Source organism: Microbacterium bandirmense, assembly GCF_037204185.1.
Taxonomy (GTDB): domain Bacteria; phylum Actinomycetota; class Actinomycetes; order Actinomycetales; family Microbacteriaceae; genus Microbacterium; species Microbacterium bandirmense.
The window spans coordinates 1-12638 of the sequence record NZ_JBBDGM010000017.1; the positions used below are offsets into that span (position 1 = coordinate 1).

At 66.6% G+C, this 12638-nt stretch carries 13 protein-coding genes; 4 read left to right on the forward strand and 9 right to left on the reverse strand.

Features of this window, described 5'->3' with window-relative positions; genetic code table 11:
* From WDU99_RS15405 to WDU99_RS15425, 5 genes are all read right to left on the reverse strand, one after another.
* Positions 1-1618, reverse strand: a 1618-nt coding sequence (locus WDU99_RS15405; protein ID WP_337333347.1) for an AAA family ATPase, incomplete at its 3' end; no start/stop codon positions are given.
* Positions 1619-1664: 46 nt separating this feature from the next.
* Positions 1665-2117: a hypothetical protein gene (locus tag WDU99_RS15410; RefSeq protein WP_337333348.1), complete on the reverse strand. Its 453-nt coding sequence runs from the start codon at positions 2115-2117 to the stop codon at positions 1665-1667.
* Positions 2118-2842: 725 nt separating this feature from the next.
* The gene (locus WDU99_RS15415) at positions 2843-3052 is read right to left on the reverse strand and encodes a hypothetical protein (RefSeq protein WP_337333349.1); all 210 of its coding nucleotides are present in this window, start codon (positions 3050-3052) and stop codon (positions 2843-2845) included.
* Between the two features lie 130 nt (positions 3053-3182).
* Entirely contained in the window at positions 3183-3578 is a 396-nt protein-coding gene (locus WDU99_RS15420; RefSeq protein WP_337333350.1) for a type II toxin-antitoxin system VapC family toxin, read from the reverse strand.
* Entirely contained in the window at positions 3575-3808 is a 234-nt protein-coding gene (locus WDU99_RS15425; protein ID WP_337333351.1) for a FitA-like ribbon-helix-helix domain-containing protein, read from the reverse strand. The genes WDU99_RS15420 and WDU99_RS15425 overlap by 4 nt, the downstream gene beginning before the upstream one ends.
* Positions 3809-4033: 225 nt before the next feature.
* Between WDU99_RS15425 and WDU99_RS15430 the strand changes: the two genes are divergently transcribed.
* Entirely contained in the window at positions 4034-4423 is a 390-nt protein-coding gene (locus WDU99_RS15430) for a cyclase family protein (RefSeq protein ID WP_337333352.1), read from the forward strand.
* 187 nt (positions 4424-4610) lie between these two features.
* A complete protein-coding gene (locus WDU99_RS15435; RefSeq protein WP_337333353.1) occupies positions 4611-5267 on the forward strand; it encodes a ScoMcrA-related endonuclease in 657 nt (218 codons plus the stop codon).
* A gap of 108 nt (positions 5268-5375) precedes the next feature.
* Here the strand turns inward: WDU99_RS15435 and WDU99_RS15440 are convergent, their stop codons facing one another.
* Complete coding sequence (locus WDU99_RS15440) at positions 5376-5915, reverse strand: large exoprotein (protein ID WP_337333354.1); 540 nt, start codon at positions 5913-5915, stop codon at positions 5376-5378.
* Between the two features lie 191 nt (positions 5916-6106).
* Between WDU99_RS15440 and WDU99_RS15445 the strand changes: the two genes are divergently transcribed.
* Positions 6107-6592: a hypothetical protein gene (locus WDU99_RS15445; protein ID WP_337333355.1), complete on the forward strand. Its 486-nt coding sequence runs from the start codon at positions 6107-6109 to the stop codon at positions 6590-6592.
* Here WDU99_RS15445 and WDU99_RS15450 read toward each other — a convergent pair.
* The gene (locus tag WDU99_RS15450; protein WP_337333356.1) at positions 6576-9767 is read right to left on the reverse strand and encodes a transcriptional regulator; all 3192 of its coding nucleotides are present in this window, start codon (positions 9765-9767) and stop codon (positions 6576-6578) included. The genes WDU99_RS15445 and WDU99_RS15450 overlap by 17 nt on opposite strands.
* A gap of 131 nt (positions 9768-9898) precedes the next feature.
* Between WDU99_RS15450 and WDU99_RS15455 the strand changes: the two genes are divergently transcribed.
* A complete protein-coding gene (locus WDU99_RS15455; protein ID WP_337333357.1) occupies positions 9899-11080 on the forward strand; it encodes an FAD-dependent oxidoreductase in 1182 nt (393 codons plus the stop codon).
* Between the two features lie 42 nt (positions 11081-11122).
* Here WDU99_RS15455 and WDU99_RS15460 read toward each other — a convergent pair whose 3' ends face one another.
* Together WDU99_RS15460 and WDU99_RS15465 are read right to left on the reverse strand one after the other, a co-directional pair.
* A complete protein-coding gene (locus WDU99_RS15460) occupies positions 11123-12232 on the reverse strand; it encodes a Fic family protein (RefSeq protein WP_337333358.1) in 1110 nt (369 codons plus the stop codon).
* Between the two features lie 158 nt (positions 12233-12390).
* Positions 12391-12561 carry a hypothetical protein gene (locus WDU99_RS15465; RefSeq protein ID WP_337333359.1) on the reverse strand — a complete coding sequence of 57 codons (171 nt, stop codon included), beginning with the start codon at positions 12559-12561 and terminating at the stop codon, positions 12391-12393.
* Between the last annotated feature and the right edge of the window lie 77 nt (positions 12562-12638).

Consider the following 12638-nt stretch of genomic DNA (forward strand, 5'->3'; position numbering starts at 1 on the left):
GTTTTGAGGACGGACGCGACAGCGATTGAAGGGCCGCGAGTGTTGGGCTGTATAGAATGCCCTTCTCGTCGCGTTGTAGTAGCTTCAACGCGACTAGATCTTCAGCGGCTTGCTCCGCCTCTGCGTCTCCCGCGATCCACTCATTCAGCTCAGATTCAGTGATCGATGAATCAAGCAGGGATGCCGCCGACGGATAGTGGATTCCGAGCGCCGCAACTATCCCATTCCAAGCCTCGCCAGCGACGATCGCCCATTCAGGCGCGCTCACGCCCACATGGTCGGCGTTGATCTTGACAGCGTCGGCGGAAGCTTCGAGCACCTGTGTCCGAACGCTCTTGCGAACCGCGGATGCCAGGTCGCGAACGAAATACGGGAAGCCACCAGTAAGGCGTTGGACCTCGGCGATAGCGTCCGGTTGCCAGTCAAGAAGCATCGGGCGGCCCAAATCGCGAAGAAGCGAGGTCGTCTCCTCGAGTTCGAACGGGGTGAGGTAGACGCTGGAGACCTGGTTGAACATGGGATTGTCAACTTCGCCGCGATCCCCGAGAGAACTGCTCCTGAACATACGATTCGCAACGCCGCTGAACACTAGGGACACGTTCTCGCGAGCCTGCGCCGCAGATCGAAGGGCTCCCAGCAAGACTTTGATGGCCATTGGATTCTCGCGCGCGATCGCCGCTGCGCTCTCGACCTCGTCCACAGCGACCACAATGCGTATACCTGGGTTGCGAGAAGCGACGCGTTTGATGCGATCCGAAAGCGCCGAAGGGGTCAGGTCGTCGACCGACTGATCAGACTCATTCCCGATCCAGACATCTATGCCCTTTGCTTTTGCAGACTTGAGTTCCTCGTTCAAGCTCGCCGCAATCGAGCTAGCCAACTCCTCGGCTGAGTGTTCCTCCAGCATCTGAAAGTCTGCGATCGGGATGACCACACGACGCGGGAGCAAGACCCTTCGCAACTCGCGCAGCACCGACGTTTTCCCGGACCGCCTGAGTCCGAGGATTGCGATGTTCTGATCACCATCGATGGCCGCGCTCAGGTTCCGCATGAGACCCGTGCGGCCGAAGAAGTCGACGCCGCTAACGGGATTCTGGGTGCCGTACAGATCTCGTTCGCCGAGCCGGTCTCGAAGATTCCTAGTGATCTCCGCCATCAGGTCCGGACCGGTGTGTCGCAACGGATCGATGGCGACGATAGTGAGCTCACTGTATGAGTCGCTCTGCCATTCGTCGAGTTTGGTCTGGACGTTGGGGTCTGTGGAGATGAGGAGGGCAACACGACGGGACGGTGTGAAGCGCTCCGACTGCATGATCTGATCCTGGAGCGACCGAATCAAATCACTTGTGCGAAGCGTCATCGCGTTGAACGAGCGTCGTTGAAAATCCCGCCAGGGAGTGAAGTATGCAGCTACTTCCCCATTGATCCCGAAACGACGCTCGAGGTCTTCTCCGAGGCGTAGCAACGCGAGCCCAGACCCCTTGAGGTCGACTTCCTTTGCAACCGACGCCATGAAGAACATCGGGTTCGGGTTGTTCGCGGTCCGGAGTGACGAGTCCAAATTCTCGGCGGCCGGAAACTCCCGGAAAAACCGGCTACGGACCTCTTGCAATCCCATCGCGCCTCCCAATCCGATTCATTCATAGCATGCGCCGCAGCGTGACTCATCGCTCTTCGCGACGCGTCGCTGGGACGCGGAGGATCACTTCCTGCGCAGCCATGTCCTCACGGGGGAGATTCGACTGATCTAGGAGTATGCCCCCCTCAGCCTCTAGGAGTATGCCCCCCTCAGCCGCCGGTGCGAGCACGGAGCGGGCGGCGTTCTCCGCGTCGAGGGTGTCGGGCTTACCGTTCATCCGTCGCTGGCGGCGGTCTGGACGCCCTGCTTCGACGGCTTTGCGTCCGTGTCGGCGCAGGAACGAGGTGAGGGTCGCTCCGTAGGAGCCGGTGCCCTCGATGCCGAACGCAAGGACCTTTCCGAACGTCCGCCCAGGCGAGCATCTGCCGGAACCCGCCGGTATCGGTGGGGACGGTGAGAGTAGCGAGGATGCCGCCGATCGTGTCGAGCACGGCGGCGACGTGGATGTGCTTGTGGGTGTCGACGCCGATGACGACATGCCCGGAGTGGACGGATTCGAGTGCGATCATGGTGCCTGTCTCCCTTGACGGTCAGCGTGGTCTCACGCTGTCGCCGGCGGGTGGACAGGACTGTCACGGGGACGCTCTCGACATGCTGCTCGAGGCTCCTATTAGGTCACGCCCGATCCGGCGGCAGCGCTTGTTGCGTGTCCGGCCGGGCGGTCGACAGATCAACGCAAAGGCACCCTGCGGGCCAATCGTAAGCAAGGGTCAGACCGCGTCGGCCGGGACTCCTCAATCCTTGCGGAACCGGGTAGAAAGAGACTGACAATCGTACGAATCGCCGACGGATCCGATTGAGGGGGCGATCTGCTCGAGCGCGAGGTGCTCGGTCAGCACAATCGACGTGTATTGAGAGCCCAAGCGGAATCCGACAGCGACTGAGCGCAAGCACGCCTCGATCCTGCCGCCCACCACCCCTACGGGTTAGGAGACATGCCCTGATATGGGCGTGGGTTTGTCAAGGGGCAGGGGCGAGCGTGCTCGCCGCGTCCAGCAGAGCCAACGGATGCGGGTCGCGGATCGCCCCATGCAGGAAGCGCATCAGATCAGGAGTGTCGGGTGCCATGGAGCAAGGCTATGCGCGGGCCGGGTCGTCGCGGGAACCGCCGGCGGCGGCCTCGCGCTCAGCCCCGCGGTCGGGCTCGCGCGCCTGCGCCAGCAACCCCGCTGGCACCGCACGCCTCACCGGGTCCCGCACACGTCACGGGATGTCGGTGTAGTGCTCTCCCCGGCCCTGCTCTTCGGCGGCCAGACGGTCCTGCTGCTGCTCGTCGAAAGTCGGCCGCCGGTCGTCGGGGCGGTCGGGGTCGGTGTGACCCTTGGCAGCACGCGCGTCGTCGTCCTTGCTGAGGTCCGGGTCGGTGCCGTCGGGGTAGAGCGGGTCGGTGGGGAAAGGGGTCGGGTCAGACATGGGTTCTCCGGTCGCTGGTGGGAGTGCCAGCGTGGCATTCGACGTATTCGAGCGGATGCCCGTTGACAAGCCGCCCGTGAGGTGAAGCGGTTCTTTTGTCGTTGCCCCGCCGACCTGCTCTGGCGGATGGTCACGGCACGGGGACCAATTCGACGGCGCAGTGCTTCGCCGCGGCTTTCGCCAGCCTTCGGTCGTAGGTGAGCAGCGGGCATCCGAAGCTTTCGGCGAGCGCGACATAGCTTGCGTCGTAAGCCGAGAAGTTGTCGCGCAGTGCCAGTACCCGCGGTACAAGTGGCAGCGACTCCTGCAGATCGACACGGAGTCGCCGCAGGAGTCGAACTGCCTCGTCGAGGTGACTGTCGGTGAGAATGGCCTCGAGGTTCAGGCTGCGGAGTGCCGATGCGACTTCGATCGGGAGGAAGTCGGGTGCGACCAGCCGCGCTCCGGACAGACGATCACGCAGCGGGTTCTTTCGCCCGATATCGGCGATGAGATCGACCACAGCCGAGGCGTCGGCGACGATCATCGCCCTTGTCTGCCTTCGTGGATGGCCTTCAAGATCACGTCGATCGGGACCCTCGGCCGGGTCGGCCGAGCTTCGATCTCTGAGAACAGCTCAGCCAGGGTCGGCTTCGAGGCCATCTCGGTCAGCTCTGCAGTGAGGTACTGCTGCAGTGACTGCCCCTGCGCCTCGGCGCGAGCGGTCAGCACGACGTGCACCTGCGGGTCGAGGTCGCGGATCAACACGTTCGGCATGCTTACCGTATGCATGCAGATCATCCGATCAATTAGTGGATCCCGAAACTCGCGTCCGAGACCTGGCGCGCGAGATCGCGAGCACGCGCCAGGTTATAGGGCTCTTCCTATTTGAGGTGGGGTGGGTGAGTCCACTCTGAAGAGCCCATTTAGTGCGCAGTCCACGCACCAAGAACCCTGGCATATCAGGGCTCAACAGGCCTCAACCCGCGAAAACCGCCCGTGGTGACACGATCCAGGTGGGGCGACCTCGTCGTGCCCGGCGGCATCCCCGACGCCGTGCCGTCGATCGTGATCATCGACACCGGGTGGGCGCGCCACTTCGGCCAGCAGGCGGCTCTGCAGCATCCGCATCTTGACGCGGCGACCGCCGCCGAACTGTGGCGGCGCGGCATGCGCCTGCTCGCTGTCGACACCCTCAGCCCAGACCAAACGGGCGCAACCGGCGCGCCCGCCGCCTCGTTCCCCGTGCACGGGATCGTGCTCGGCGGCGACGGTCTCATCGTCGAGAACATTCGCGGCCTGACCGACCTGCCGGCGCGCGTGCGGGTCGGCTTCTTCCCGCTGAATCTGCAGGGCGACGCGGCGCCCGTGCGCGCGGTGGCGTTCACCTGACGCACGGCACCCCGTCAACAGAAGGGCGCCTCAGGCGCCGGCTCCCGCAGGGCGCTCCGGCTGCGTCGGCCCATCAACAGTGACGTCGTTTTGGTGCTTGAGTATTGCGCTGACTTCTCGGAAGCGTGACGAGGCGCGAGCCGGCGGACCCCCGTACGTGTCGGTGCTCACCGGTAGCATCCGAGTCATGGTCTCGTACGCTGCTCTCACCGAACGATCAGCTGTCGATGCTGCGCTCGCCGAGTTCGATCGGCTGGGGCGAGACGCGTTTCTGCACAAGTACGGCTTTGGCCCCGCGACGGAGTACTTCCTCATCTCCGACGGGGGCTTCTACGACTCGAAGGCCATCTTCGGCGTCGCGTACGGTAACCAGCATGGAACGGCGCTGGCGTCGGAGGAGTTCAACGGCGGCAAGAACGGCGCCGCGGGTCGACTCAGCCAGTTGGGGTACAGCATCGATGGTCTCGAATCCCGCGGGGGTCGGCTGTCGTACGACACCTTCGAGGCCGCACTCAACGAGTTCCGACTGCCGGTGGAGAACATCCCGATGGCACGCGAGTTCGTCATGCGCCACGATTTCGTGGAGTTCTACATCCCACGGTCGCGCAGTTACATCGCGATGATCCCTCGCGGTGGATCGAGACCCACCGGCTGGATCCACGTCGGCTACATCACCGAGCGCCACGACGACGGCCACGTCACGCACTTCGCCCTGCCCTACAACAAGATCCGCGACGGTGGCGGGTCGCGCTCGCGACAGCGGGAGGAGAGCGAGCAGTCCCGATGTGACACACCTGGGTGCGGGATGCAGCTGCCCGCCAGCGGGATCTGCGACTACTGCTGAGCCGCTACTTACCGCCGCTCTTCCCGCTGAACCTGCAGGGCGACGGGGCGCCCGTGCGCGCGGTGGCGTTCACCTGACGCACGGCAGCCCCGTCAGCAGAAGGGCGCCTCAGGCGCCGGCTTCGGCAGGACGCTCCGGCTGCGCGGGCCCATCGACAGCGGATGCCTGTGCTGGAACCCCCGGCCACTCCGTGCGGTCGGCGAGAAAGCCGTTGCCCGCCCACTGCGCCGGTGCCACGGCGGTGTTCCACGTTGCCTTGCTCAGCCCGATGACGCCGAACCAGGCTGTCGGGATCAACCAGAGTGCGACCAGCGCCGGCTCTTTGCCCGTCTTGAGTCCGACGCGGTAGGCGGCCACGCCGCCGCCGACGAACAGCGCGAGCGAGAAGATGAACCCGATGCCCACCCAGCTCAGCACCACGGCCCCGGCGAAGCAGTACAGCACCAGCCACGGGCTGAGGTCGCCGAGCTTGAAGAAGACCATGAAGTTGTAGACGGGCACCCACGCCCGCCACGTGCCCTGCACGCCCGCCTTGGCGAAGACCTTCGACATGAAATAGGCGGTGACCACGTACACGGCCACGCCGACGACGGCCACGCCGACCATCGCGGCCAAGTACGCCGCGAGAATCCCGGTATAGGTATCCATCTGCTTCCCCTCTCAGAATGCGCATCACCCGCAGACAGATGTGCGTCGTGTCGACACCCAACCATCGACCGCTCACAGACGACTCACAACGTGGGCGACCATCGGCCAGGCACAACGATGTGAGCCGTCTGTGAGCGCCACATGTTGAGATCGTGCGACCAGACGCCACCGGGGACAAGGGGGAGAAGAAGATGGCAGGATCCATGCGGGTTCGAATCGTGACCGGCACGCTCGCGATGGGGATCGCGGCGACGCTGACGGGGTGCTTCGGCAATCCCGTCGACGCGCTCGTCGACAGGGCCGCGCAGGACGGAGCCGAGCAGGTCGCCGAAGACCTCATCGAGGGGATGAGCGACGGCGAGGCATCGGTCGATTTCGGAAGCCTGCCGGATGGTTTCCCCTCCGAGATCACCCTGGTCTCGGACAACATCATCCAGTCGATGACCATCGACGAGGGCATGGTCGTCATCGTCACCGATCCGCGCGGTATGGACGAGCTGGTCGCACAGGTGGAGTCCGACTTCTCCGGCTGGGAGCAGGAGGCGACGGCTGACATGGGTGAGATGCTCAACGTCACGTATCGCAAGGACGAGTCGCTGAGCGTGAACGTGTCGATCATCGCGCCCTCCGGGGAAGAGGAGGCGACGGTCGGCTACACCGTCATCCCGGCGCAGTAGCCTGCGTCGCGTCGACGGCCCACAGCGCGGTCGTGTGCGGCTCGGCCGGGGCACGGCCGTACGTGAGCATCGCCCGGATATCTGCCGCGGTCGACGCGAGACCGAGCGCGTCGGCCTCGGTGGCGATCGCCTCGAGTGCGGTGAAATCGGCGGATGCTGTCGCCACGGCGTGCCGCAGCAGCAGGGCGAGCAGGCCGCCGCCGCCGATCTCGTTCGCCTCTTCGAGCACCCGGACTGCGCCGGCCAGCATCCCGTCGTCGCTGCCCTGCGTGTCGAGCCGCTTGCCGATCTCGCCAACGCGCTCGGCGCTCAGCCGCACTGCCCCTGCGCGCACCGCGCAGTGCGCCAGCATCCCCGCGAAGAAGGTGTGCTGCGCGGTCAGCATCACCTGAGCGGACTCGACGAGCAACTGCGCGGCCTCGCCGCGTCGGCCGGCGCACCGTGCCTCCCAGGCCGCAGACCAGGCTCGCAGCATCATGACCTTCGGGTCGTCCGCGGCCCCGGGCGGGACGGCCTCGTCGCCGGGGTCGCTGTCGGTCCGCCCGATCACGCGCGCGGTGGCATCGACCAGGGCGAGCGCCGCCGGCAGCAGTCCGGTGGGGTCGCGCCAGCGCAGGTGGGTCGCGGCCGAGACGGCGACCTCGTGCGCGTGTGCCATATCGCCCGACAGCAGGTCCGAGAACGCCAGGGCGTACTCCCACGCGCCGAGCGACTCCGGACGATCGGTGTGCGCCTCGGCGATCGCCGACCGGAGATGCCGACGCGCGGCGCGGACGTCGCCCGAGTTCGACACGGCCATGATCTCGGCCAATTCGATGAGCTCAGCGCCGGAGGGAATGCGCGCGACGACCTCGGCCGGGGCGCCGTGCAGCCGTCGCAGGGTCCGCACGGCGACGTCGTGCGGACCGGTGATCGTTCCCGACAGGGCCGCTGTGATGAGGCTGATCACCGCCACCGCGTCACCGGTGTCGCCCGGGGCGTCCATGATCGCCCGGGTGCGTCCCGCGACCGTCGACCAGCGCAGGGCCTCGCGCTGCAGATGGGCGACCTCGACGGGGTCGTCGATGGTGCGCAGTGCGTGCTCGACGACACCGAGTGCGGCCGCTGCGTCGTAGTGTCGCAGACCGAGATGCCGGGCGTGGGCCAGCGCGACGGCCGCCCGCTCTGCCGGAGTGGCGGCCACGGTCGCCGCGGTCTCGAAATGCGTCGTTGCGCCATCCGGATCACCGAGGGCGGATGCTGCCGAGCCGGCGAGCCGGTGTGCCGTCGCATTCTCGGGGTCGAGTGCGGTGACCGCGGTGGCGGCACGCAGTGCGAGCCGTTCATCGAAGGCGGCCAGCGCGTGTTCGGCGAGTTCGACGGTGGCCGGGATCTCGATCCGCTCTCCCAGCTCGAGGGCGAGGATGTGCGCACGGCGGCGGGCCGCCGGCGATTGCCGGGCCGCATCGCTGCGCAGTAGGGCGAGCACATCGACTGACAGGTCGTGCCACAGGGCATCCGAGCAGCGCCCGCGCAGGTGTGTGAGATCGAGCGGATGCGACAGGACGAGCCATCCCGGCGCCGAGTATCCCACCACATCCGCGCGCGTCAGCATCCGACGCTCTGCCGCGGTGAGCGCGTCGGCGGGGTACTCGCCGGCGATGCCGACCATCGTCGCGGCGTCGACGAGCGCATCGTCCAGTCCGGTGAAGCGGTCGCCGACGAGCTGGGTGAGCCGGACGCTCGATGCCGGCTCCGCCTGCAGCTCCCAACCGTGCGGTGTGCGCAGCAGGCGCTCCTCCTCGACCGAAACCGTGAGGATCTCGCGCAGATGCAGCGGGTTCCCGCCCGAAAGCGGAACGACCTGCCGGCGTGCCGACGGGGTGAGCGTGCCGCCGATCGTGTGCAGCACCAGTTCGTCGGCGTCGGAGTCCGACAGGGGCACGACGCCGATCTCGGCGATCTCGCCGCTGTCGTAGAGGGCACCGATCTCGCCCGGCGTTGCGGCGAGATCGGTCGCGGTGAGCACGACCGGTACCGACGCGTTGCGGATGAGCTGACCGACGACGAACAGCGATGCCTCGTCCAGTTGCTCGACGTTGTCGATCAGCAGGGCCGCCGTGGTGCGGTGGCGGGTGAAGTGATCGATCAGCGCGGTCGGGCTCAGGGTCTGCTCGGGCACGACGGCGGCGAAGACGCCGAGCGGAATCGAGCGGCTCAGCGGAGTGGCCGTCAGCAGCGTGATGGCATCGCGCACGCTGGCGTACCTGCTGCGGATCGCCCGCAGCAGGTGCGTCTTGCCGATACCGGGCGGGCCGGTCAGCAGCGTCGCGCGTCCCTCGCGCAGTGCGCCGGCGAGCAGGTGCGGCTCATTGGAGGTGAGGTGGCGTACCGACGTGTCCGGTGCCGGTGGCGTCCTGTTACCGCCGGCGTCGTTCATCATCGACAGGCGCAGCAGCGTCTCGGGCGGCTGCTCGCGGAGGATCGCCAGGTGCAGGCGGCTCAGTTCGTTGCTCGGTTCGGCACCGAGCAGATCGGCGAACACCGACCGCGCCCGCTGGAACATCTCGAGGGCCTCGTTGACGCGCCCGTCGCAGTACAGTGCCGAGATCAACTGACCCCAGTGGCGTTCCGAGAGCGGGTCCTGTTCGACGAGAGCGTGCAGTTCTGAGACGACCGCTGCGCAGCGATCCAGGGCGAGATCGAGGTCGATGCGGTCGGCCAATGCCGCCGAGCGCACGTTCTCGAGCCGCACCGACTCGGCCCGCAACGCCGTCAGATCCAGCAGGCCCGAGTACGCCTCCCCCTGCCAGAGCTCCAGTCCGCTGGTGATCAGATCCGCCGCGCGGGAGAGGTCCCCGTCGGCGATCGACGTGTCGCCCTGCCGCACCAGATCCTCGAAGCGCGCGGCATCCGTGCGCACACCGGCAGCGTCGATCCGGTAACCGCCGTGCGCGAACACGATCGGTACCGGGATCGCCGAGCGCAATCGTGAGACGTGCGCCTGCAGCGCGTGACCCGGATCCCGCGGAGCCTGCTCGCCCCACAGCTCATCGATGAGCCGATCGGCCGGCACGGTCCGTCCGCGCGAGACCACGAGGCGGGCGAGCAGGCCGCGTTGCCTGGCGCCGCCGAGCGGATGCTCACGGCCGTTGCTGCTGGCCCTCACGGTGCCCAGCACCGACACGTCGAGCACGCGGCATCCTCCCTCATCGCAGACCCGGCCACCATAGCAGTGCGCGAAAACCGGCTCGTGGCAGGTTTCCACGGGTCGACAAGCCCGCAATTGACTCCCCATCCCCGCCCGCGCCGGAGCATGCTGTATCCATGGGGACCGAGTTCGAGACGGACTGCGTGATCGTCGGCGGAGGACCCGCCGGACTCGTGCTGGCGCTCGCGCTGCTGCGCCATGGCATCCGTGTCGTCGTCATTGAGAAGCACGCAGACTTCCTGCGCGACTTCCGCGGTGACACCATCCACCCGTCCACGCAAGACCTGCTCGCCGAACTCGGTCTTCTCGACGAGTTCCTCACCCGCCCGCACGACGACATGCCCCGCGTCACGTTCAGCTGGTACGGCACCGAACTCACGCTGGCGGACTTCACCCACCTGCCCACCCGGCGCAAGGTCATGACGTTCATGCCGCAGTGGGACTTCCTCGACCTGATCGCCGACGCGGCAGCGCAGCATCCGAAGTTCACTCTGCTCCGCTCCACCCGCATCGGCGACCTGATCCGTGACGGCGACCGCGTCGTCGGCGTCACGGGAGTCGGCCCGGACGGCGAGGTGGCGGTGCGCGCCCGTCTCGTCGTCGACGCCTCCGGCCGCGACTCCGACGTCCGCGCCGCCGCAGGGCTCGTCCCGACCGGAGTCGCCTCGGCGATGGATGTGCTCTGGTTCCGTGTCGCCAAGAGCGCGAGCGAGCGCTACCCGTTCATCCAGGCCGGCTCCGGACTGATCATCACGATCGACCGCGGCCACTTCTTCCAGGTCGCGCACGTGATCCCCGCCGGCGCCTGGCGCGGCACCGACGCCGACCTGGCCACGATGAAAGACAGGATCGCGCGGATCTCGCCCGGCATGGCCGATGCCATCGCCGCGCTCGCCGCCTCTGACGTGCACCTGCTGCGGGTGCGGCTCGAGCGACTGCGCAGCTGGTTCATCGACGGGATGCTGTGCATCGGCGACTCCGCACACGCCATGTCACCCGCTGGTGGCGTCGGCATCAACCTCGCCATTCAGGACGCCATCGCCACTGCGCGCATCCTCGGGCCGGTGCTACGCGATGGCATCCCGACGACAGCCGAGCTGCGTCGCGTGCAGCGGCGACGCAACTTGCCCACCTGGATCACCCAGTTCGTGCAGCGCCGCCTCCAGGGGCCGCTGATCGCCGAACGAGAACCGGATGCGCCGCTGCCGTTCCCACTGCGGATGCTGCGCGACCACCCGCGCCTCACGCACGTCACCGGCCGGTTCATCGGGATCGGGGCGCGGCCGGAGCGGCTCTAGTTGACGGTGCTGCACCGGCTCGACCGGCTCGACCGGCTGCGCCTACTTCATAGCAGCCTGGATGCGACGGTCCAGGTCGTCGAGCTCCGCCATCACCTCGGTGGCGACCCACACACGGTTGCGCTTGCGTCCGGTGATCTCCTGGATGAAGCCGTACTGTTCGAGCTGCGAAATGGCACGGTTCGTGTTGGACGCGACAGCGCCAGCGTAGTGCTCGATCTCGTCGGAGCTGAGGACAGGGTGGTCGTAGAAAGCGGAGATGAGATTGGCGGCCGCCGAGCCAGCGCGTGGCTTGAGTTCCTTGATCCACTCGTCGGGCATCGACTTCAAGCGTGCGATGGTCGGCCGGGAGCAATTGGCCGCAACATCTGCAGATCGTGCGAACAGTTCAATCACCGGCGCGGGGTCGCCGCCCCGGTATGAGTCGAGTGACGAGAAATAGTCTTCGCGGCGGGCGAGAAGGCCGCTCGCCAGAGGCACGATGGCATTTCGAGTGACGCCTCGACGCCGAAGGACAGCTGACACCAGAGCACGACCGATGCGTCCATTGCCATCGGTGAAGGCATGGATCGACTCGAACTGAGCGTGTCCGATTGCGGCCTGCACCATCACGGGGACGTCATCGCGGTTCAGGTATGCGATCAGATCCGTGACCAGATCCACGACTCGCCCTGGTGCTGGAGGAACGTGGAGTGCATCACGCGGCGAGTGATCGCTCCCGCCGATCCAGTTCTGCATGTCGCGGAAGCGCCCTGCGTAGGCGGATTCGTGCGGGTCATCGACCATCAGTGCATGGTGGGCATCGGTCAGATCTTTCAGCTGGAAGCTTCCGCGGTCGCCCACTTGGGTGATCAGGTCGTGAAGCGCCCTGGAGGCGGCCACCATGCTGGTTGCCGACGAGTTGCTCTTGTTCCCCCCGATCGCTCGGGCGTAATCGATGGCCGAGGCTGAGATGCGCTCGATCTTCGACGAGGCGGCCGACTCGCTTCGGACCATGAACCGGCTCATCGCCGCGGAGTGCCCCTCAGCGTCGGTGTCGGCCTGAGCGACAGCGAGCAGCGCCTTCTCGGTGGCGAGCGTGACTGGCAACGGAGGGAGGTAGTCGAGCGAGGCGATGATCGGGGGAATGGTGGCGTCCACCGAGCGCAGCATCCGATCCTCGCGGGTGCCGCCACGAAACTGCTGCTGCCACGGGAGCGTCTCGACACGGTGCGCTGGCCACTTCGTCCCACCACTCATGACCGCAACTTTAGCGCCATATAGTTTCGTTTACATCAATCAAGCAGAAATAGCGCGCGATCTACTTGCGGTTACAGACGTTCGTCGTGCGTCGGGCCCCGGTCATCCGGGCCGTCGACCTCAGGGCTCTCCACATCCGCCCCGGGTGACTGGGTGCGCTTGTCGTCTCGGTCCTGACTCAGGTCCGGGTCGACGCCCTCGGCGTCGAGAGGGTCTTCGGTGAATGGTGTGGGGTCCGACATCGTGTCTCCGATCTCTAGAACGGCCCACACTGGCATCCGACGTCGTTCTGGCGACACCCCGTTGACAACCCCGAGAA

Excerpts from the sequence above, each read along its gene's own strand:
- WDU99_RS15425 (WP_337333351.1), bottom strand. The coding sequence starts at position 3,808 with ATGCCGAACGTGTTGATCCGCGACCTCGACCCGCAGGTGCACGTCGTG.
- WDU99_RS15445 (WP_337333355.1), top strand. The coding sequence starts at position 6,107 with ATGGCAGGATCCATGCGGGTTCGAATCGTGACCGGCACGCTCGCGATG.
- WDU99_RS15455 (WP_337333357.1), top strand. The coding sequence starts at position 9,899 with ATGGGGACCGAGTTCGAGACGGACTGCGTGATCGTCGGCGGAGGACCC.
- WDU99_RS15415 (WP_337333349.1), bottom strand. The coding sequence starts at position 3,052 with ATGTCTGACCCGACCCCTTTCCCCACCGACCCGCTCTACCCCGACGGC.
- WDU99_RS15420 (WP_337333350.1), bottom strand. The coding sequence starts at position 3,578 with ATGATCGTCGCCGACGCCTCGGCTGTGGTCGATCTCATCGCCGATATC.
- WDU99_RS15440 (WP_337333354.1), bottom strand. The coding sequence starts at position 5,915 with ATGGATACCTATACCGGGATTCTCGCGGCGTACTTGGCCGCGATGGTC.
- WDU99_RS15435 (WP_337333353.1), top strand. The coding sequence starts at position 4,611 with ATGGTCTCGTACGCTGCTCTCACCGAACGATCAGCTGTCGATGCTGCG.
- WDU99_RS15465 (WP_337333359.1), bottom strand. The coding sequence starts at position 12,561 with ATGTCGGACCCCACACCATTCACCGAAGACCCTCTCGACGCCGAGGGC.
- WDU99_RS15410 (WP_337333348.1), bottom strand. The coding sequence starts at position 2,117 with ATGTCGTCATCGGCGTCGACACCCACAAGCACATCCACGTCGCCGCCG.
- WDU99_RS15460 (WP_337333358.1), bottom strand. The coding sequence starts at position 12,232 with ATGCTGCGCTCGGTGGACGCCACCATTCCCCCGATCATCGCCTCGCTC.